Here is an 18,837-nt window from a genome sequence, read left to right as displayed (position 1 = left end):
AGCTTAAATCTACTTATATTTTCTATTATTTAAGCCAGTTATTAACAACTATATCTTTATCAAAAAGTTTTGTTTTTGCTCTTGCTATATTTGCAATAGCCAAAATCTCTTTCGTAGATTTTTGTAAATCATCATTTATAATCAAATAATCGTACTCTAAAAAAGAGTTTATCTCTTCTTGTGCATTTAACAATCTTTTTTCAATTATATCGCTACTATCACTATCTCTGCTATATAATCTCTCTTTTAAGACACTTAATGTTGGTGTTGTTATAAAAACTGAAGTTACACAAGAGTTAAGTTTTTTTCTTACTATCTTATGACCTTGCACATCTATATCAAAAATTACTAGCTTACCAGAGTTTAGTGCTTCTATAATTGGTTTTAAAGATGTTCCATAATAGTTGTCATGAACTTTTGCCCACTCCAAAAAATTTCCATCTTCTATATCTTTTTCAAACTCATCTTTGCTAACAAAATAGTAATCAACACCATTTTTTTCACCAACCCTTGGACTTCTTGTTGTTGTTGATATAGAAAAATAGTAGTTTTCAATATTTTTATAAATCTCTTTTAAAAGTGTAGATTTTCCACAGCCACTAGGACCTGATAAAATTAAAATTGCACCTTTATTTTCCATTTTCTCTCTCTTCTTTTAAACTAATTTTCACATCAACTGTTTCACCATTTACAAGTTTGTTAATCACACTTTGATCAAATTTCTCTAAAAATGGTCTTAACTCTTCAATAGCAAATTTATTTAATACTAGATTATATTTCTTTGCTTCACTTTGTGCAAGGTCAAACTCATATTCACGAACTTCTTCAAGAGCATCATCAATAATTGAAGATATATCTTTCCAATCATTTTTCTCAAGCTCTATTTCATTTTGAATTTGCTCCTCTTTTAAAATATGATTTATTTTACTAAGCTCATTGTTATCAAGAATACCACCATTATTTAATGAAGAAATATTTACTAAACTCTCATCAATAAAAGCAAATTCATCTTCACTACTATCTTCATCAATAACTTTTGGATTTGAAAATATAGACTTATTATCAATACTATTTTTTTGAATAATAAAGGTTTTATCTTCCTCTTCAAGGCTATTATATTTTTGTTCTCTTCTACTATAATTTAGTTCATCATCATATAGTGTTTCGATTTGTTCTTTTAATATTGTTTCTAATTTTGTAGGTAAAAATGGTCTAGGAATAATAAAATCTCTTGCCTTACTAAAAGATAGCTCTTCTGAAGATATAGCTCCTAATCTTTTAGTATATTGCTTATAGTGGTTAAAATTATCATCTATAAAAGCTTGATCAACAACTATAAAATCATACTCTTCATTTACAATTGTAGATTTTTGTATAGTTAAATCTATATCCATTTTTTTACAAACTAGTGCAAAAATATGCTCAATTATAGTTGTATCACAAATTAAAAGAACTTTTTTTAGCATTTTAGCTCCACTAGTTTTAAATCAATTAATTTATAAACTTTATCGCATTTAAAAGCTAACTCCTCTTCATGAGTTACCAAAATAAGCCCTGCATCATTTTCTTGTATATATCTAAAAAGTGTATTAATAACTACTTTTGCAGTCTCTTTATCTAAATTTCCAGTTGGTTCATCTGCAAATATTATCTTTGGTTTTTTCATCAAAATTCTAGCAATAGAAAGTCTTTGTTGCTGACCACCACTAAGTTCTCCAACACCTTGATTTATAACATGATCAATATTTAGCTCTTTTAAAAGCTTATTATCAAAATCTGTATGGCTTAAAAGTGTAGCAATATTCAAATTTTCAATAGCACTAAAACCACGAAACAAATAGTGAGCTTGGAAAATAATTCCAAAATCATCTCTTCTAATTTTTAGAAGTTCATTTTGTTTTAAAGAGTATAAATCTTTACTTTGAAAAACAACATTTCCAGTTGTTGGCTTTAAAAGTGAAGATAAAATATTTAAAAGTGTTGATTTTCCGCTTCCACTTGTTCCTATTATCGCAATAGACTCTTTTTTTTGTAAGCTCAAATTGATATTTTTAAAAAGTTCATAATCAAAATTATGTGATAGATTTTTTGCTTCAAGAAGTGTGGATGCAAGGAGTGGACTATTGTTAAAATTTTCACTCATTGCATATCCTTTTTATAATAGTTTTTTATAAACTATAAATTATTTACCCATTTGTTTTGCAACTTCAGCTGCGAAATCTTCTTCTTTTCTCTCGATTCCTTCACCAAGTTCAAATCTTACATAAGATGTAATTTTAATTGAAGCATCAACTTCTGCAATTGCTTGTTCAACTGTTTGTTTATCATTCATTACATAAGCTTGAGATAAAAGAGCAAATCTTCCATCTAATTGAGTATTATCAACGATAAATCTCTCAATTTGTCCAGGAATAATATTTGCCCAAATTTTTTCAGGTTTTCCAGCTGCTCTTAACTCATCTTCAAATCTTGCTTTTGCAGTTGCAATAGCTTCTTCTGTTAATTGAGACTTAGAAACAAACTCTGGAATTTTTTTAAGAGGTTTTTTTAATCTTACTAACTCTTCATTTTCAGCTTCAATTTCAGCTCTAATAGCTCTATTTTCACTCTCAACAAAAGCTGGATCTAAATCTTTGTATGAAATAACTGTTGGTTTCATAGCACTTGCATGCATTGCTATTTTTTTCAAAAGTTCAGAAGCTTTATCTTTTACAGCAGCATCACAAGAAGCAGCTAAAATAACTCCTGTTCTTCCAGTTACGTGAACATAACCATTTACAACTTGACCTTCAATACTTTCTAATTTTCTAGCAACTAAATTTTCACCAATAGTTGCAATTTTTTCTGCTAAAAATGTAGGAAAGTCTTGTCCAGCAATAGTTGAAGAATTTAAAGTACCAGCATCTTTAATTCCATTTGCTAAAGCATGAGAAGTAATCTCTTTTGTTAAATTAATAAAGTTCTCATTTTTTGCAACGAAGTCTGTTTGAGAGTTTAACTCTAAAATAACAGCTTTTGTATTATCAGCATTAATCTCGATAGCAACTAAACCTTCAGCAGCTACATTTCCAGCTTTTTTAGCAGCTTTTCCAAGCCCAGCTTCTCTTAAAGCTTGAACCGCTTTATCGATATCACCACTAGTTTCATTTAATGCATTTTTACAATCCATCATTCCTGCACCAGTTAATTCTCTTAACTCTTTAATTAGTTGTGGAGTTACTGCCATTACGCTTCTTCTCCTTCTCCAAAGTTAAGATCTTCACCTTCAGCAACTGCTTCAGCTAAAAGCTCATCTTTTTCTGCTTGAGAAATAGGCTCAACTACTTCTTCTCCATTTGCATCAGCTAATGCTGCTTTTCCTTCATTCATAGCTGCAGCCATTTCGTTGCAGAATAAATGAATTGATCTAATAGCATCATCATTTCCTGGAATTGGTAAATCAACAACATCAGGGTCGCAGTTTGTATCTAAAGGAGCAACAACTGTAATTCCTAATCTTCTAGCTTCAGCAATTGCAATTTTTTCTTTAACGGCATCAAGAACAAACATCATATCTGGAAGTTTATTCATATCTTTGATACCACCAAGATATAACTCTAATTTTTCTTCTTTTCTAGTAAGCATTAAAGCTTCTTTTTTAGTTAAAAGGTCTAATTGCCCTTCTTCTCTCATTTTTTTAATAATTTCTAATTTTCTAATTGATTTTTTGATTGTTCCAAAGTTTGTAAGCATTCCACCTAACCATCTGTGGTTTACATATGGCATTCCACAACTCTCTGCAGCTTTTTTGATAGTTTCACTAGCTTGTTTTTTAGTACCAACAAAAATCATTGTTTGACCTTCAGCTGCTCTATCTCTTACAACATTGTATGTATATCTGAAATATCTTAATGTTTTTTGTAAATCTATAATATAGATATTTTTTCTAACACCGAAAATGAATTTTTTCATTTTTGGATTCCATCTTCTTGTTTGGTGTCCGAAGTGTACACCACACTCTAATAGGTCTTTCATTGTAACCATGAGTAATTCTCCTTGAATTAATTTGTTGTATTTTTGTATAGGGTTTAGCCTCTGTATCCCTTAATAGCAAATCTCTTTGCTACAACCCGTACAAGGATTGATACATGTGAGGTTCTAAGTTTTAAAGCGAATTTGTTTTAAAAAATAGAGCTGTGATTTTATCTAAAGTATATTTAATTTTTGTTTAATCATATTTTCATCTTCTATATAAAGCCAAAAATATTCCTAAAAGAATTATAAAAGTTGATACAACAAGTTCAAAAGTAAGAACTTCACCAAGAAATATAACACTTAAAATTATAGCCAATATTGGAACTATTAACTGAACTATGCTTGCAGTCATAATCTCTATTTTTGGTAAAATAAAATACCATAAAAAAACTCCAAAAGCAGTTGTTATTGAACCTGAAAGTATTGCCATAAAAGAAGTTGCTAAGTCTATTTTAAAATTATTTTCAAAAAAAGTTAGATAAAAAATAGCAAAAATTATAGTAAAAATAGTTGCTTTGATAAAACTATCTGTTGCATTTAAAGTTGCATTTTGTGATTTTTTACCAATTACACTAAAAACTGCCCAACCAGCTCCTGATAAAAACATCAAAAAAGTATGAAAATATGAAATTGTAAAATCATCTTTTGGATATAAAAGATAGACTAAACCACCTAAAGCTATGCTTATTCCAATAATTTTATTAAGAGTTAATTTTTCATTAAAAAACAAAGCCAAAATAATCATAGTTAGTTGTACAACTGCAAATAAAATCAAAGTTCCAACACCTGCAAACATATTTATATATGAGTATGAAAAACAAATTGCATATAAAAAAAACATAAAACCACCAAGATAGTTTGTTTTTAGTGATATTTTTAAATTCTTATTTTTGTAAAAAAATAGTATTAAAAGTACAAACATAGCTGAGATTGTTCGTAAAAAGGTGAAAGTAAAAGCATCAATATTTTGTGTAGAAATAGCCATTCGTGCCAAGATTGAGTTTGAAGCAAAAAATATTAAAACTAAAAGAAGTAACCCTATAAGTTTAAAATCCAAATTAAAACTTTTCATATAATTCCTTTTGTAGATATTATACATTTATTTTTGATTTAATCCACAAGAGGTTTCACACTCTAAATTTAAAGTTAAGTCATCACTTGAAATTTCAAAACTATTACCAATTTTTATCTCATTATCTATATTCGCATAACTTAATATAAAAAAAGGACATTTTATGTATTTCAGTATTGTTATTTTTTCAAAATCTTTTTTAGAGATATTTAATATTACTTTTTTTTTCTCTGTATATAGTTTATATTTTACAATATCACTATTCTTAGCTGTTTTTAATAACTCTATTCTCTTTACTTTAAATCTATTTATAATAACCCTTTCTATCAAAATATATCCCAAAACTGGGATATATTTTAAGCTACTTTATATATTCTAATTTCTATAGAAGTTTCTAAAAGAGAAGATAACTCTCTTACAACATCATTTTAAAAAAGTTCACTTTTTAGGTAATTTGAAGCATTTTCTACACTATCAAATCCTTAGTTTGATTTTCTAGCCTTATATTTTTGCTAGATTGTAAAATTTTATAAAATTATAATTTTTAAGTAAACTACAGATGTATCACAAAGCAGAAATTTTATAGTTTAATTTTTCCAAAGCAATTAAATCTTTTTTTGCATTCTCTCCAAAAGTTGTTAAATAATCTCCAATGATAAAAGAGTTTGCACCATATTCGAAAACTTCATATTGTCTCTCTTCAAACATACTCTCTCTCTTCCACCACCAATCATAACAACCTTGGCACTATCAATAATATCTCTTGCAGTTTTGATTATAGTAAATGCCTCAGATTTTGATAACTCATTTTTAACTATTGGTAAATTTTGTGTATGGTGAAAAAAGTTTAAAGGAACTACCATTGGTTCTAAAGATTTTATAGAATTAAATAAAGATATTCTATCTTCTCTACTCTCTCCAACTCCAAATATTCCACCACAAGCAAGATTAAGTCCTGCTTCTTTAACATTTAAACAAGTTTGGTATCTCTCTTCCCATTTATGAGTAGTGCAAAGATTATGGTAAAACTCTTTTGAAGCTTCTAAATTGTGATTATATACTTCAACTCCAGCTTTTTTTAGCTCCTTTAACTGCTCTAAAGTTGCCAAACCATTACAAGCACTTATCTTTAAATCTAAATTTTCTTTTTTAATAGCATTTACTAAAGATAATACATATTCAAGTTTACTATTTGTTAATTTCTGTCCAGCAGTTACCAAACAAAACTCTTGTGCTTTATGCTGCTTTGCATTTTTTGCTTCTTCTACAACATCTTTTATCTCTTTTCTTTTGTATCTACTAATTTTTATATCATTTTTTACACTTTGAGTACAAAATTTACAATCCTCGTTACAAGTTCCACTTTCAATATTTGATATAGCACACAAAAAAACCTCTTTTTCTAAACTCATAAAAATCACCTTTCTTATAAAATTTTCGATTATATAGATAAAAGAGTTTATTGTCTGCTACATAAGTTGCACACAAATTTGCTAAATATTATTATAATTTCATTAAAAAATTTAAGAGATAAAAAATGAATGCAAATAATGATATAAAAGTTTTTATAGATACAAATAATTTAATCTGGCAAAAATACAATGCTGGAAGTTTAAAAAAAATACTCTCAAGCGATGAAGAGAAAGAAACAGCAATAATCAAAATAGAAGAAAACTTTACTTTAAATCCAGATTCCAAAATAAATAGTGTAGAGATTTTTGTTTTGGATGGAGTTTATACAAATGAGTTTGGAGAGTTTGAAGCAGGAACTTATCTAAAATTTCCAAAAGAGGATGAGAGTTTTGTAAAAGCTAAAAAATCTTGTACAATTTTTAGAAAAATAAACTATCTTTACAATGATGAGAAAATAATAATTGATACAAATTTAGCTTCTTGGATGCAAGGTTATGGAAATTTAGAAGTAATGCCACTTTATGAAAGCACAGCTTTGGTAAAATGGCCAAAAGGTGGAGTTTTTGTTCCGCATAAACATTGGGGTGGAGAATTTTGATTTTTTTAGTGAATTAGATGAAAAAATTGTTGAAGAGATAAAATCAAAATCCAAATATGTGGAGATTCCAAAAGGGACAATTTTGTTTTATGAAGGGGATATTTGTAAAGATATTTTATATCTACTTGAGGGAAATATCAAGCTTTCTGTTAGTGCAAATACAAATGATGAGATTCCACTATATGATTTTTGTCAAGGTGAGCAGTGTATTGTAAATATTGCTAGTGCTATATCTCAAACAAAAGCTGTCGCAACTGCCGAGGCTTTGAGTGAAATAAAAGGGTATTTAATCCCAACAGAAACTATACAAAATCTAATAATTCACTCTCCATCTTATCAAAAGATGATTTTTTCTCTTTTTACCTTAAGATATTCATCTTTAACTACCTTAATAGAAGATATAAAATTTAAAAGGCTTGATAGCAGGATTTTGGAGTTTTTAAAATCTTTTAATACAAAAGAGATAAATATTACAAATAAAGAGATAGCTTTACAATTAGGAACTTCAAGAACTGTTATAAATAGAGTTTTACAAGATTTAAAAAATAGAGATATTATAAAACTATCTCGTGGAAAAATCACCATTTTATAGAGTGATTTTTATCTTTTTAAGGTTTATGATATGAAAAACCTTGAGATTGAAGATGAGAAAGTTCAGCATTTGCTGATGGTACAATATCATTTTCTGTTACATCATACAAAGTTTTATAATCTATTTTTCTTCCAACTAAAGTATTGTTGCAAACCAAAAATTTAACATTTTGCATTTTTAACTCCTCTATTTGTGATTGAAGTTGTATATTTGTATTTGCAGTTGTTAGCATATCAAGTGCATCACCTGTTAAAATAACTTTTAGTTCGATATTCTCTTGTCCAACAGCTTTTACATGGTTTTTTACATTTCTTAGAACTTTAAAAAACTCTTTGTTGTTCTCTCCGCCACTATAGTTTATGTCATAAACTGCTTTTTGTTTTCCGTAATAGTTCTCTTTTATTGCCAAATTATCAGCAAATAAAGAAAAACTTAAAACAAAAATTGAGATAAATATTAATTTTAATCTCATTTTCTCTCCTTTTTTAAGTTTAGCTTCTATTTTACTAAAAAATTATCAAAATTGTATGCTACATAAGTAGCACAAAAAGAGCGATTTTTAATTTTTTCTAAACTCTAAAAGTTTTAAAACCTCTTCTTTATCAGAAAAAGGAAGTTTTTGATCATAAATTATTTGTGTTGCTTCATCACCTTTTCCAAGAATTAAAACTACACTATTTTCATTTTTTGCCAATAATATTGCTTTTTTTATAGCCTCTTTTCTATTTACTTCTACTTCAAAAGAGATATTTTCTGGAATACCTGCAACAATATCATTTACAATCAAATCAGGATCTTCAAATCTTGGATTATCACTTGTAACAATAATATGTTTAGAGTATCTAGCAGCAACTTTTCCCATAAGTGGTCGTTTTTCTCTATCTCTATTTCCACCTGCACCAAAAACACAAATTATATCTTTTTGTGGAAAGCTTTTTAAAACTTCATCCATTCCATCTGGAGTGTGTGCAAAATCTACGATTACCAGTGGATCAACACTTATAATCTCCATTCTTCCACTAACTCCTCCAAAATTTTCTAAAGCTTTACAAATCTCTTCTAAATTCTTGTTTGTTACCAAAGATACAGCAGCTACACTTGCCATTAGATTATAAATATTAAAAATTCCCATCATCATAGATGAAAAAGTATAAGGAGTTTTATTGTAATTAAACATCACATGCATACCTTTATTAAAAGAGTAAGCATCAACTTTAAAGCTTGAAAACTTATCCAAAGAGTAAGTGTAAGCATTTTTTGGATTGAATTTCACAACTTTATCATCAATATTTATAAGCTTCAGGCTCTCATCACTTAAAAATGAGTTTTTAACACTTATATACTCTTCTATTGTATTGTGATAATCTAAATGGTCTCTAGTGATATTTGTATGAATTTTTAAAGCAAAATCTAAACCTTCAATTCTATTTTGCTCAATTGCATGAGAGCTTACTTCCATTACAAAAAAATCACATTTTTTAAGAATAGCTTTTTGAATATTTATAAAATTGCCTAACTGAACAGGAGTTGTTAAAGAGTACTCCTCTTCTTGAACACCATTTATAAAAAATCCTCTTGTTCCTTGAAGAGCAACCTTATAACCTAAATCTAGTAAAATAGAGTAAATAGCTGCTGCTGTTGTTGTTTTTCCATTTGTTCCTGTAATTCCAATGATTTTAATACTACTCATATTTAAATAGTATTTAAGTTCACTTGAATGAACAAGTTCAAAACCACCATTAATTGCAATATCTTTAAACTTCTCATTTTGCTTTGAAACCACAAACAATGAATCATTTTCTAATTCATTTGTGTTATCTGTAAATATTCTACCGTTTATGTTTAGCTTCATTTTGTTTCTCTTCTAGTTTTTTGTATAGTTTTACTATCTCTTTATCAAAATTAAAATACTCATTAAATCCATCAAGATAACCATAAGCTGTGTTATCAAAGCCATTGTCTATCAATTTTGTAACAAAATCATAAAAATCTTCTCTATTATCAATAGCGACTTTTGTAGAGAACATAATATCTTCAAAAGCAAGTTTAAAAGACCCTCTTTGCTCTACCGTTTTTTGGAAATCATTATAATTTATTGCTTCTAGGCTATTTATATTTTGAGTTGCAATATCTTCAAGTAGATTCATCATCTTTTCAATATCGCCATCATAAGCATCAATTATCTCTTTTATCTCTTTTATTGCTTCTTCTAAATCTTCATTTTTTAATATTGAAAAATAATCAAACAAAGATAGTGCTTTACTCTCATCTTCTAAAGATATATCACAAAAAAGAGCATACATTGGATACTCTTTATTCTCTGGAAAATTATTTATTAATAAAGAGTAATAAAAAAGTGCTTCTTTAAAATTTTTTTGAACAAATAGTGAGTTTGCCTCTTCTAGTACTCTATTTTCGTTTATCAATTTAATCCTCTAAATAATCAGTTTTTCCAATAGGAACATTTACTATTTTTAGTTCTGGATGAATTGCACTTTTTAACTCTTTTTCAACTATATATTTTAAAGTACTTCCACTTGCACTACAGCCAACACAAGCACCTTTTAACTGTATATAAACTTTAGAATTTTTAATTTCAAGTAGCTCTATAGCTCCTCCATCCCTTGCCAACATTGGAGAGATTTTTGTTTTTATAATACTACTTACAGGTTCTTGTAAATCCTCATCACTAAATGGAAACATAATATCTACCTTTTTTTCTCATACTTTTTTACAAAAAATACTCCTATAGCTGTAAATACTAAAATCACAGCTATTGTTTGGAATATAAATGTAAGAGTAACTTCATTTTCAAACATTATTTAACTACTTCTTCGCATCTAGTACATAAAGAGTCTTCTTTTGTTGAAGTATATTTCCAGCATCTAGGACATTTGCATCCACTTGCCTTAAATACTTTAAACTCTGAATCTTCTATTTTGAAACTTCCTAAAATCTCGCTATTTAAAGTAGTATTTGAAACCTTACTTACTAAGAACCAATCACTTGATTCAACCTCATCTAAAGCTAAAAATTCTTCATTTGAAGTAACAATTTCTAACTCTAGTGTAGATTTAATTATCTTTTCTTTACTTAAACTATCTTTAATTTCAGAGAATTTCTCTTTTGCTTCTATAAATAATTCATCATTTATATCTGATTTAACTTCTGGCAAATCAAATTTTTCAAAATCAAAAATATCTTTTGCCTCACCTTTTATTATTTGTGGTGCAAAATCTAGTAACTCATCCATTGTATATGTTAAAATACAAGCAAGAGTTCCTATTAATTTTTTTGTAATCATTGCCATGGCACTTTGTGACGCAACTCTATGAATATCGTTTTTATCATCACAATATAATCTATCTTTACAAACATCAAGATAAACACCACTTAAATCAGCTACTAAGAAGTTATTTAGTTTATTTAATCCTTTTGAGAACTCATAAACTTTGAAGCTATCTTCAATCTCATCAAAAACTCTTTTTGCTTTATTTAAAATCCATTTATCCAAAACTCCCATTTTTGAAATATCAACAATTTCTTCAAGTCCATCAATGTTTGCTAGTAAAAATCTTGCTGTGTTTCTTATTTTTCTATAAAGTTCTGCATTTTGCTTTAAGATATTATCAGAGATTTTCAGATCACTTTGATAATCACTCATAGCAACCCAAACTCTTAAAATCTCACTTCCATACTCTTTTAGAACTTTATCAGGAGCTACAACATTTCCTTTACTCTTACTCATTTTTTCACCTTTTTCATCTACAGTAAAACCGTGAGTCAAAATTGATTTATAAGGTGCAATTTCGCTACTTGCAAGAGTTGTTAAAAGTGAAGATTGAAACCAACCTCTATGTTGGTCACTTCCTTCAAGATACATATCAGCAGGGAAAGTTCCTGCATCATAGTTTCCACTTCTTAAAACTGCATTTTGTGTACTTCCACTATCAAACCAAACATCTAAAATATCTAAAGTTTTCTCTAAATCATCAGGATTTAATCCACTTGCTGGATATAATAAATCTTTTATCTCTAAATCATACCAAGCATCACAACCATGTTTTTCAAAAATCATAGCTGTAAAGTTTAAAACCTTTTCATCAAAAATTATCTCATCTGTTTTTTTATTCCTAAAAAATGCTATTGGCACTCCCCAGTCTCTTTGTCTTGAAATACACCAATCAGGTCTTCCATCTAGCATTGCTTTTAATCTATTTCTTCCCCATTCTGGATAGAATTTAAGATTTTCTACAACTTCAAGTGCATTTTCTCTTAAAGTTTTGTTTTTCTTTCCATATTTATCATCAATAGAGATAAACCACTGTTTTGTAGCTCTAAAAATAATTGGTGTGTGAGTTCTCCAGCAGTGTGGATATGAGTGTCTTATATCAACTCTTTTTAATAATGCAGATCCTAACTCTTCTAAAATTAAATCATTTGCTTTAAATACATTTAAACCAAGATATTTATTACAATCTTTAAAAAGCTTTTCTCTTACTATTGTTTCATCATATTTTCCATAAGCATCAACAGGCATTATTACTTCAATACCATATTTTAAAGATACTTTGTAGTCATCTTCCCCGTGCCCTGGAGCTGTATGAACTGCTCCTGAACCACTATCCATTAAAACATGCTCACCAAAAATAATTCTTGAATTTCTACCATTTAATGGATTTGTAGCATTTGTATTTTCTAGTTTTAAAACATCAATAGTTTCAACTATAGTTCCTTTTATAACCTCTTGCTCACACAAATAGTTGTAAAGTTTCTTAGCAACTATAAATTTATCACTAGTTATTACATACTCTTCATCTTTATTTAAAGCAATTGCTTGATTTGCAGGAAGTGTCCAAGGAGTTGTAGTCCAAATAATAATACTAGCATCCATATCTTGAAGTTTAAATGCAACATAAATTGATGGTGAAGTTTTATCTTCATACTCAACTTCAGCTTCAGCTAGTGCTGTTTGAGCTGCCCATGACCAATAAACTGGTTTACTTCTTTGAACAAGTAGCCCTTGCTTTGCAATAGAGCAAAGTTCTCTATATATATTTGCTTCAAATTTAAAATCCATTGTTAAATATGGGTTTTCCCAATCAGCAATTACTCCAAGAGCTTTAAACTCATCTCTTTGAATATCTACAAATTTACTTGCATGTTCCCTACAAAGCTCTCTTAGTTTTGATTTTGCAATAGTTTTTTTCTTTTCACTTCCTATTTTCTCTTCAACTTTTTGTTCAATTGGAAGACCATGACAATCCCAACCTGGAACATATCTAATAGATTTTCCATCAAAATAGTGAAATTTATTTATCATATCTTTCAAAATTTTATTTAGAGCATGACCTATATGAGTATTTCCATTTGCATATGGAGGTCCATCATGAAGAGTAAAAGTTTGACACCCTACTCTATTTTGTTTCATCTTTTCATAAACACTTTGTTCATCCCACTTTTTATATCTTTGTGGCTCATTGTTTGGAAGATTTCCTCTCATTGGAAAATCTGTTTTTGGAAGAAGTAAACTATCTTTATAATCCATTATATCACCTTAGTTTTGTTATTTGTAACTATATTTTAAGCAATTATTCTATCTAAATTTGTTTAAATTCTTAATTTAATAGCTTAAAATAATATATAAATCTAATAATTTATATAACATTTAAAAATTTATATGCTAAAATCTTTGCCAAATTTTGACAAAAAAAATATAGGATAGGAAAATGAGCGAAAAACACTATGAAGTCGTAATTGTTGGTGGAGGAATTTCAGGAGCTGCTTTATTCTTTGAATTAGCAAAATATTCTGATGTTAATAGTATTTGTTTACTTGAAAAGTATGAGGCACTTGCAACTTTAAACTCTAAAGGAACAAGTAACTCTCAAACAATCCACGTTGGGGATATTGAGACAAACTATACTTTTGATAAAGCAAAAATTACAAAAAGAACAGCAAAAATGATTGAGAAATTCAATCTTATGTATGATTTACAAGATAAAATTATGTTCAAACATCAAAAAATGGCTTTAGGAGTTGGAGAAAAAGAAGTACAATTTATTACAGATAGATATAATAAATTTAAAGAAATTTTCCCATATTTAGAGCTTTGGGATAAAGAGGCGTTAAGAGAGAAAGAGCCACTTTTAGTTTATGCAGATAAAGAAAGAACAAAAGATAGACCAGAACCAATTGTTGCTATGGGTACAAATGATCAATATACAACTGTTGATTTTGGTGCAATGACAAAAGAGCTTGTAAAAGCTGGACAAAATGCAAATACAGAAAAAATAACTGATGTATATTTTAATTCTGAAGTTGATGAGATAGAAAAAATTGGTGATAAATTCAAATTAACTACAAAAAATGGAACAGTTTATACAGCTGATTTTGTTGTTGTAAATGCTGGAGCTCACTCACTATATTTAGCTCATAAAATGGGATATGGTAAATATATGGGATCACTTTCTATGGCTGGATCATTCTATATTACAAATGGTACATATTTAAATGGAAAAGTTTATATGGTACAAAATGATAAACTTCCATTTGCTGCACTTCATGGAGATCCAGATATTTTATGTGATGGAAAAACAAGATTTGGACCAACAGCTCTTGCACTTTTAGTTCTTGAGAGATACAAAGGTGGAAAATCTTTATTCCAATGCTTAAAAACTCTAAACTTAGATGGAAATATTATAAAAATTTTCTGGGATTTATTAAAAGATAGTGATATTAGAAACTATATCTTTAAAAACTTCTTATTTGAAGTACCTGGAATTAATAAAAAACTATTTGTTAAAGATGCACAAAAAATTGTACCATCATTAAGTGTTGAAGATATTGAATATGCAAAAGGATTTGGTGGAGTAAGACCACAAGTACTAAATAAAAAAGAGCAAAAACTTATGCTTGGTGAAGCTTCTATTACTGAAGAAAAAGGAATTATATTTAATATGACTCCATCTCCAGGGGCAACTTCTTGTTTAGGAAATGCAGAAAGAGATATTAAACTAGTAACTAGCTATTTAGGTAAAACTTTCTACGAAGATCAATTCTTAGCTGACTTTACAGATGATAAATAATTTTTAGAGGAGTTTTACTCTTCTAAAAACATTCTTTTAAAAACTATCATTTAAATTTATCTCTATTTTATATACTTTTTTCTAAAATCCTTTAAACTATATTTTAAACTATTTAGGAATTTTATGTACGATAATATATTTTCTACAAACAATATGATAGAACTTCAAGAACTTTTACGAAAACACAATAAATCAATCACAACAGCAGAATCTTGCACAGGTGGATTAGTTGCAAGTATGATTACAAAAATTAGTGGAAGCAGTGATATTTTTAATGGTAGTATTGTAACTTATTCAAATAAGATTAAAAATCAAGAGTTAAATGTAAAAAATGAGACTTTAGAAAAGTTTGGAGCTGTTAGTATTGAAGTTGTAAATGAGATGCTTGATGGTGCTATTTCTAAATTTGAAGCAGATTTTGCTATTGCAATCTCTGGAATTGCAGGACCAAATGGTGGAACAATAAATAAACCTGTTGGTACAGTTGTAATTGGAATTTCTGATAATAAAGCCCGTAAAATGGTAGATATACACCACTTTAAAGGTTCAAGAGAAGAGGTGCAAGAACAAGCTGCAAAACAATCTTTGAAAGAAATTTTGAAATTTATCAAAAAAACTCTTGACAATTAAAATATTTTGCACTATAATTCCAGTCCAATTTAAGTAAAACACTTAAAACGGAAATGACTCGTTAGCTCAGTCGGTAGAGCATCTCACTTTTAATGAGGAGGCCGATGGTTCGAATCCATCACGGGTCACCACTTTTATTGTTACATACTTGGCCCCTTCATCTAACGGTTAGGATTCATGGTTTTCATCCATGCCACAGGGGTTCGAATCCCCTAGGGGTCACCAAGGTCAAATATGTAACTTTAATGGTCGATTAGCTCAGTTGGTAGAGCGCTACCCTTACAAGGTAGATGTCGCAAGTTCGAGTCTTGCATCGACCACCATAAATTAAAAGGTGCGGCCATAGTTTAGTTGGTTAGAATGCCTGCCTGTCACGCAGGAGGTCGCGAGTTCGAGTCTCGTTGGCCGCGCCATTTTTCTTTTTTGTTTTTGACTCGTTAGCTCAGTCGGTAGAGCATCTCACTTTTAATGAGGAGGCCGATGGTTCGAATCCATCACGGGTCACCACTTTTATTGTTGTATAACTTGGCCCCTTCATCTAACGGTTAGGATTCATGGTTTTCATCCATGCCACAGGGGTTCGAATCCCCTAGGGGTCACCAAGGTCAATTATACAACTTTCCCCTTTGGTCGATTAGCTCAGTTGGTAGAGCGCTACCCTTACAAGGTAGATGTCATAAGTTCGAGTCTTATATCGACCACCATTATTTAAAAGGTGCGGCCATAGTTTAGTTGGTTAGAATGCCTGCCTGTCACGCAGGAGGTCGCGAGTTCGAGTCTCGTTGGCCGCGCCATTTTTCATATAACTTCTTTATTATAAAAATCTAGCTATTATTATCTTATATTATTAAAAAGTCGCAGGTTTAAATGTTAAAAGCAAAAAGTCTATATCACTTAATAGTTTATAGTATAGTTTTTATTATAATACTAATCTCATTTTTCACCTTTACAATTATAAACAATGCTCACGAAGAGCTACAAGAAAAAATTCATACATTAAAAACAGATTATACAAATAATCAAAAAGCTCTACTTAAAAATCATGTTGATTATGTAATTAAATTTATCGATTACTATTACAAACAAAATATAGATTTAAAATCTGAAGAAGATATTAAAAAAGATGTTATTTTAGCAATAAACCAACTTAAATTAAGCGACAATCCAAATGAGTATATTTTTATTTATGATTTTGATGGAAATGTAATATTAAGTTCAAATGAAAAACTAAATATTGGTAAGAATTTTTTGAATTTTAAAGATTCAATAGGTAAATTTCCAATTTTAGAGTTAATAAATGAATCAAAAAATGAAAATGGTGGTTATGTAAACTACTTTTGGACAAAACCAGAAGCTTCAAAAGAGACAAATAAGCTATCTTATGTAAATTCCTATAATAAATGGGCTTGGACATTAGGAAAAGGTGTTTATCTTGATGAAATTGATAGATTAATAAAACAAAAAGAAGAAGAGTATAACAAAAAGATTTCAAACTATACTCTTCAAATAACTTCCCTTACAATTTTACTTATTTTATACTCTATATTTATCTACAAAAATGCAACTATTTTAATTGTAAATGATGTAAAAGAGATAGGAAATTATTTCAAAGAGTCTCAAAAAAATAATGACCCAATAAATCAAAGTAGAATTATTTTTGGTGAATTTAAAGTAATTGCAAATTATGCAAATGATGCTATGACAAATATGAAGCTAAAAAGTTCAATGCTTGAAGAGTTAAATAAAAATTTGGAAACAAAAGTTAATGAAAAAACAAAAGAGCTATCTAATCTTGTAGAATCTCAAAAGCAGTTTTTAAAAAACTCTGTTCATGAAATAAATACTCCTTTAGCAATTATACGAACAAATATAGACCTATTAAAAATGAAAATTCCAGACAATAACTATATTACAAATATAGAATCTGGTTCAAAAACAATTCAATATATTTATGATGATTTATCATACTTAATCAAAAAAAATAGAGTAATTTATGAAAAAGAGTATATAGAATTTTCAAAAGTATTAAAAGATAGAATGGACTTCTTTGAAGAGATTGTAAAATCAAACTCTCTATATTTTATAAAAAATATTGAAGATGATGTTTATTTAAAGTTTAATCAAACAGAACTTCAAAGAGTTATAGATAATAATCTATCTAATGCTGTAAAATACTCATTTAGTAAGTCTCCTATTTTTGTTAAACTTATTTATTTAAGTGATGATGAAATAGAGTTTAGTGTGACAACAAACTCAAAACAAATTGAGAGTGTAGATAAAATCTTTGATGATTTTTATAGAGAAAATCAAGCTCGAGGTGGTTTTGGTTTAGGTTTAAAAATCGTAAAAGAGATTTGTGATAAGAATTTAGTTATAATCGATATTCAATCTGACACAAAAGAGACAAAATTTATATATAGGTTTAAAATAAATGAAGATATTACTTCTTGAAGATGAATTAATGTTAAATAGTGCTATTAGCGAATATTTAAGGGGAATTGGGCATATGGTTGAAAGCTTTATGGATGGAGCAGAAGTTTTAAATAATATTGAAAAAAGTTATGATTTATTAATACTTGATGTAAATGTACCAAATATAGATGGTTTTTCAATTTTAAATGAACTAAATCTTAGAAAGATTCATATTCCAACAATTTTTATTTCTGCTCAAATTGATATAGAAGATATTACAAAAGCATATAATTTGGGAGCTAGAGAGTATTTAAAAAAACCTTTTCATCTAGGTGAACTAGGAATTAAAATAAATCAAATTCTAAAAAAAGAGCAAAATAATACAAGTCATATTAGATTTTCTGAAAATTACTCTTACTCAAAAGATAAACAAACTCTATATTTCAATGGAGAACCACAAAATCTTACAAAAAAACAACTTGAAATTATTCATATTTTAGCTTTAAATATAAATATGATTGTAGATTTTGAAAGATTTAGAGTTGATGTTTGGGATGCTGAAAATATTGACAATCCTACAATTAGAGCTGAAATTTCAAGGCTAAAAAAATCTTTAAAAGAGGATTTTATAAAAAATATTAGAGGTCTTGGATATAAAATAGATAGATACTACTCTGCTTAAATAAAAACATAGCTCTTTGCTATGTTTTTGCTACTAAAAAACAATATAATCTTATATTTTTATTAGGAGCTATTAGTGAACAAAGAGCAAAGTTTTGCACAACAATACTGGAAAGAGAATCTTTTACTTATTGCAAAATTGTTACTTGCTTGGGCAATTATCACTTTTGGACTTGCTATTTTTGGAGCAAATTTCCTAAATCAATTTGAATTCTTTGGTGTAAAATTTGGATTCTTTTTAGCAAATCAAGGTTCAATACTCTTTTTTATTCTTATTATTTTTATCTATATCAGAAAAATATCTAAAATTGAACAAAAATACTCTATAAGCGAGTAA

General features: G+C 28.3%; 19 protein-coding genes, 8 tRNA genes and 1 pseudogene. 15 read left to right on the top strand and 13 right to left on the bottom strand.

Features of this window, described 5'->3' with window-relative positions; all coding sequences use genetic code 11:
* Positions 1 to 25: 25 nt before the first annotated feature.
* The 8 genes and pseudogenes from gmk to IQC44_RS07415 all read right to left on the bottom strand — a co-directional run bounded on the left by gmk (position 26) and on the right by IQC44_RS07415 (position 6,498).
* Entirely contained in the window at positions 26 to 640 is a 615-nt protein-coding gene (gmk, locus tag IQC44_RS07450) for a guanylate kinase (protein WP_198305712.1), read from the bottom strand.
* Positions 630 to 1,466: a hypothetical protein gene (locus tag IQC44_RS07445; protein ID WP_198305711.1), complete on the bottom strand. Its 837-nt coding sequence runs from the start codon at positions 1,464 to 1,466 to the stop codon at positions 630 to 632. The genes gmk and IQC44_RS07445 overlap by 11 nt, the downstream gene beginning before the upstream one ends.
* Entirely contained in the window at positions 1,460 to 2,143 is a 684-nt protein-coding gene (locus IQC44_RS07440; RefSeq protein ID WP_198305710.1) for an ABC transporter ATP-binding protein, read from the bottom strand. Before IQC44_RS07440 ends, IQC44_RS07445 begins: the two co-directional genes overlap by 7 nt.
* Before the next feature lie 39 nt (positions 2,144 to 2,182).
* Entirely contained in the window at positions 2,183 to 3,226 is a 1,044-nt protein-coding gene (tsf, locus tag IQC44_RS07435; protein WP_198305709.1) for a translation elongation factor Ts, read from the bottom strand.
* Positions 3,226 to 4,023, bottom strand: a complete 798-nt coding sequence (gene rpsB / locus IQC44_RS07430) for a 30S ribosomal protein S2 (protein ID WP_198305708.1) — start codon at positions 4,021 to 4,023, stop codon at positions 3,226 to 3,228. The genes tsf and rpsB overlap by 1 nt, the downstream gene beginning before the upstream one ends.
* A 196-nt stretch (positions 4,024 to 4,219) precedes the next feature.
* Positions 4,220 to 5,086 (bottom strand): DMT family transporter, encoded by an 867-nt coding sequence (locus IQC44_RS07425; protein ID WP_198305707.1) that lies wholly within the window; start codon positions 5,084 to 5,086, stop codon positions 4,220 to 4,222.
* 27 nt (positions 5,087 to 5,113) lie between these two features.
* The gene (locus IQC44_RS07420; RefSeq protein WP_198305706.1) at positions 5,114 to 5,416 is read right to left on the bottom strand and encodes a hypothetical protein; all 303 of its coding nucleotides are present in this window, start codon (positions 5,414 to 5,416) and stop codon (positions 5,114 to 5,116) included.
* Between the two features lie 234 nt (positions 5,417 to 5,650).
* Positions 5,651 to 6,498 (bottom strand): annotated as a pseudogene (locus tag IQC44_RS07415) (biotin synthase).
* A gap of 125 nt (positions 6,499 to 6,623) precedes the next feature.
* On the opposite strand from IQC44_RS07415, the gene IQC44_RS07410 reads away from it, so the two are divergent.
* Complete coding sequence (locus IQC44_RS07410) at positions 6,624 to 7,097, top strand: cupin domain-containing protein (protein WP_198305705.1); 474 nt, start codon at positions 6,624 to 6,626, stop codon at positions 7,095 to 7,097.
* Positions 7,063 to 7,689, top strand: coding sequence for a Crp/Fnr family transcriptional regulator (locus tag IQC44_RS07405; RefSeq protein ID WP_198305704.1), 627 nt, complete (start codon positions 7,063 to 7,065; stop codon positions 7,687 to 7,689). The genes IQC44_RS07410 and IQC44_RS07405 overlap by 35 nt, the downstream gene beginning before the upstream one ends.
* 16 nt (positions 7,690 to 7,705) lie before the next feature.
* Here the strand turns inward: IQC44_RS07405 and IQC44_RS07400 are convergent, their stop codons facing one another.
* The 5 genes from IQC44_RS07400 to ileS all read right to left on the bottom strand — a co-directional run bounded on the left by IQC44_RS07400 (position 7,706) and on the right by ileS (position 13,237).
* Positions 7,706 to 8,161: a DsrE family protein gene (locus tag IQC44_RS07400; RefSeq protein ID WP_198305703.1), complete on the bottom strand. Its 456-nt coding sequence runs from the start codon at positions 8,159 to 8,161 to the stop codon at positions 7,706 to 7,708.
* An 87-nt stretch (positions 8,162 to 8,248) separates the two neighbouring features.
* Positions 8,249 to 9,541 (bottom strand): UDP-N-acetylmuramoyl-L-alanyl-D-glutamate--2,6-diaminopimelate ligase, encoded by a 1,293-nt coding sequence (locus tag IQC44_RS07395; RefSeq protein WP_198305702.1) that lies wholly within the window; start codon positions 9,539 to 9,541, stop codon positions 8,249 to 8,251.
* Positions 9,519 to 10,115, bottom strand: a complete 597-nt coding sequence (locus IQC44_RS07390) for a hypothetical protein (protein ID WP_198305701.1) — start codon at positions 10,113 to 10,115, stop codon at positions 9,519 to 9,521. Before IQC44_RS07390 ends, IQC44_RS07395 begins: the two co-directional genes overlap by 23 nt.
* Position 10,116: 1 nt before the next feature.
* The gene (locus IQC44_RS07385) at positions 10,117 to 10,392 is read right to left on the bottom strand and encodes a NifU family protein (RefSeq protein ID WP_198305700.1); all 276 of its coding nucleotides are present in this window, start codon (positions 10,390 to 10,392) and stop codon (positions 10,117 to 10,119) included.
* A 115-nt stretch (positions 10,393 to 10,507) separates the two neighbouring features.
* Positions 10,508 to 13,237: an isoleucine--tRNA ligase gene (gene ileS, locus IQC44_RS07380; protein WP_198305699.1), complete on the bottom strand. Its 2,730-nt coding sequence runs from the start codon at positions 13,235 to 13,237 to the stop codon at positions 10,508 to 10,510.
* Between the two features lie 181 nt (positions 13,238 to 13,418).
* Here ileS and IQC44_RS07375 point away from each other — a divergent pair, with 181 nt between their 5' ends.
* From IQC44_RS07375 to IQC44_RS07315, 13 genes are all read left to right on the top strand, one after another.
* The gene (locus IQC44_RS07375; RefSeq protein WP_198305698.1) at positions 13,419 to 14,777 is read left to right on the top strand and encodes an FAD-dependent oxidoreductase; all 1,359 of its coding nucleotides are present in this window, start codon (positions 13,419 to 13,421) and stop codon (positions 14,775 to 14,777) included.
* 123 nt (positions 14,778 to 14,900) lie between these two features.
* Positions 14,901 to 15,407 (top strand): CinA family protein, encoded by a 507-nt coding sequence (locus IQC44_RS07370; RefSeq protein ID WP_198305697.1) that lies wholly within the window; start codon positions 14,901 to 14,903, stop codon positions 15,405 to 15,407.
* 55 nt (positions 15,408 to 15,462) lie between these two features.
* A tRNA-Lys gene (locus tag IQC44_RS07365) sits at positions 15,463 to 15,538 on the top strand.
* A 19-nt stretch (positions 15,539 to 15,557) separates the two neighbouring features.
* Positions 15,558 to 15,632: transfer RNA gene (locus tag IQC44_RS07360), tRNA-Glu, on the top strand.
* A 22-nt stretch (positions 15,633 to 15,654) separates the two neighbouring features.
* Positions 15,655 to 15,730 (top strand) — tRNA-Val (locus IQC44_RS07355).
* Positions 15,731 to 15,743: 13 nt separating this feature from the next.
* A tRNA-Asp gene (locus IQC44_RS07350) sits at positions 15,744 to 15,820 on the top strand.
* Between the two features lie 18 nt (positions 15,821 to 15,838).
* A tRNA-Lys gene (locus IQC44_RS07345) sits at positions 15,839 to 15,914 on the top strand.
* A 20-nt stretch (positions 15,915 to 15,934) separates the two neighbouring features.
* Positions 15,935 to 16,009 (top strand) — tRNA-Glu (locus tag IQC44_RS07340).
* Between the two features lie 26 nt (positions 16,010 to 16,035).
* A tRNA-Val gene (locus IQC44_RS07335) sits at positions 16,036 to 16,111 on the top strand.
* Between the two features lie 13 nt (positions 16,112 to 16,124).
* Positions 16,125 to 16,201, top strand: a tRNA-Asp gene (locus tag IQC44_RS07330).
* A 73-nt stretch (positions 16,202 to 16,274) separates the two neighbouring features.
* Positions 16,275 to 17,858: a sensor histidine kinase gene (locus IQC44_RS07325; RefSeq protein ID WP_198305696.1), complete on the top strand. Its 1,584-nt coding sequence runs from the start codon at positions 16,275 to 16,277 to the stop codon at positions 17,856 to 17,858.
* On the top strand, positions 17,839 to 18,501 hold the full coding sequence (locus tag IQC44_RS07320; protein WP_198305695.1) for a response regulator transcription factor: 663 nt from the start codon (positions 17,839 to 17,841) through the stop codon (positions 18,499 to 18,501). The genes IQC44_RS07325 and IQC44_RS07320 overlap by 20 nt, the downstream gene beginning before the upstream one ends.
* A gap of 75 nt (positions 18,502 to 18,576) precedes the next feature.
* Positions 18,577 to 18,837 carry a sodium/substrate symporter small subunit gene (locus tag IQC44_RS07315; RefSeq protein ID WP_198305694.1) on the top strand — a complete coding sequence of 87 codons (261 nt, stop codon included), beginning with the start codon at positions 18,577 to 18,579 and terminating at the stop codon, positions 18,835 to 18,837.

It is taken from the genome of Arcobacter vandammei (assembly GCF_016106035.1).
Lineage (GTDB): Bacteria > Campylobacterota > Campylobacteria > Campylobacterales > Arcobacteraceae > Aliarcobacter > Aliarcobacter vandammei.
The sequence above is the reverse complement of the archived record's forward strand: the minus strand, read 5'-3'. Positions and strand labels throughout refer to the sequence as shown.

What these genes read in the sequence shown, in the direction of transcription:
- IQC44_RS07410 (WP_198305705.1), top strand. Translation starts at nt 6,624, where the DNA reads ATGAATGCAAATAATGATATAAAAGTTTTTATAGATACAAATAATTTA.
- ileS (WP_198305699.1), bottom strand. Translation starts at nt 13,237, where the DNA reads ATGGATTATAAAGATAGTTTACTTCTTCCAAAAACAGATTTTCCAATG.
- IQC44_RS07400 (WP_198305703.1), bottom strand. Translation starts at nt 8,161, where the DNA reads ATGAGATTAAAATTAATATTTATCTCAATTTTTGTTTTAAGTTTTTCT.
- IQC44_RS07395 (WP_198305702.1), bottom strand. Translation starts at nt 9,541, where the DNA reads ATGAAGCTAAACATAAACGGTAGAATATTTACAGATAACACAAATGAA.
- rpsB (WP_198305708.1), bottom strand. Translation starts at nt 4,023, where the DNA reads ATGGTTACAATGAAAGACCTATTAGAGTGTGGTGTACACTTCGGACAC.
- IQC44_RS07440 (WP_198305710.1), bottom strand. Translation starts at nt 2,143, where the DNA reads ATGAGTGAAAATTTTAACAATAGTCCACTCCTTGCATCCACACTTCTT.
- IQC44_RS07385 (WP_198305700.1), bottom strand. Translation starts at nt 10,392, where the DNA reads ATGTTTCCATTTAGTGATGAGGATTTACAAGAACCTGTAAGTAGTATT.
- IQC44_RS07375 (WP_198305698.1), top strand. Translation starts at nt 13,419, where the DNA reads ATGAGCGAAAAACACTATGAAGTCGTAATTGTTGGTGGAGGAATTTCA.
- IQC44_RS07325 (WP_198305696.1), top strand. Translation starts at nt 16,275, where the DNA reads ATGTTAAAAGCAAAAAGTCTATATCACTTAATAGTTTATAGTATAGTT.
- IQC44_RS07425 (WP_198305707.1), bottom strand. Translation starts at nt 5,086, where the DNA reads ATGAAAAGTTTTAATTTGGATTTTAAACTTATAGGGTTACTTCTTTTA.
- IQC44_RS07445 (WP_198305711.1), bottom strand. Translation starts at nt 1,466, where the DNA reads ATGCTAAAAAAAGTTCTTTTAATTTGTGATACAACTATAATTGAGCAT.
- IQC44_RS07370 (WP_198305697.1), top strand. Translation starts at nt 14,901, where the DNA reads ATGTACGATAATATATTTTCTACAAACAATATGATAGAACTTCAAGAA.
- IQC44_RS07320 (WP_198305695.1), top strand. Translation starts at nt 17,839, where the DNA reads ATGAAGATATTACTTCTTGAAGATGAATTAATGTTAAATAGTGCTATT.
- gmk (WP_198305712.1), bottom strand. Translation starts at nt 640, where the DNA reads ATGGAAAATAAAGGTGCAATTTTAATTTTATCAGGTCCTAGTGGCTGT.
- tsf (WP_198305709.1), bottom strand. Translation starts at nt 3,226, where the DNA reads ATGGCAGTAACTCCACAACTAATTAAAGAGTTAAGAGAATTAACTGGT.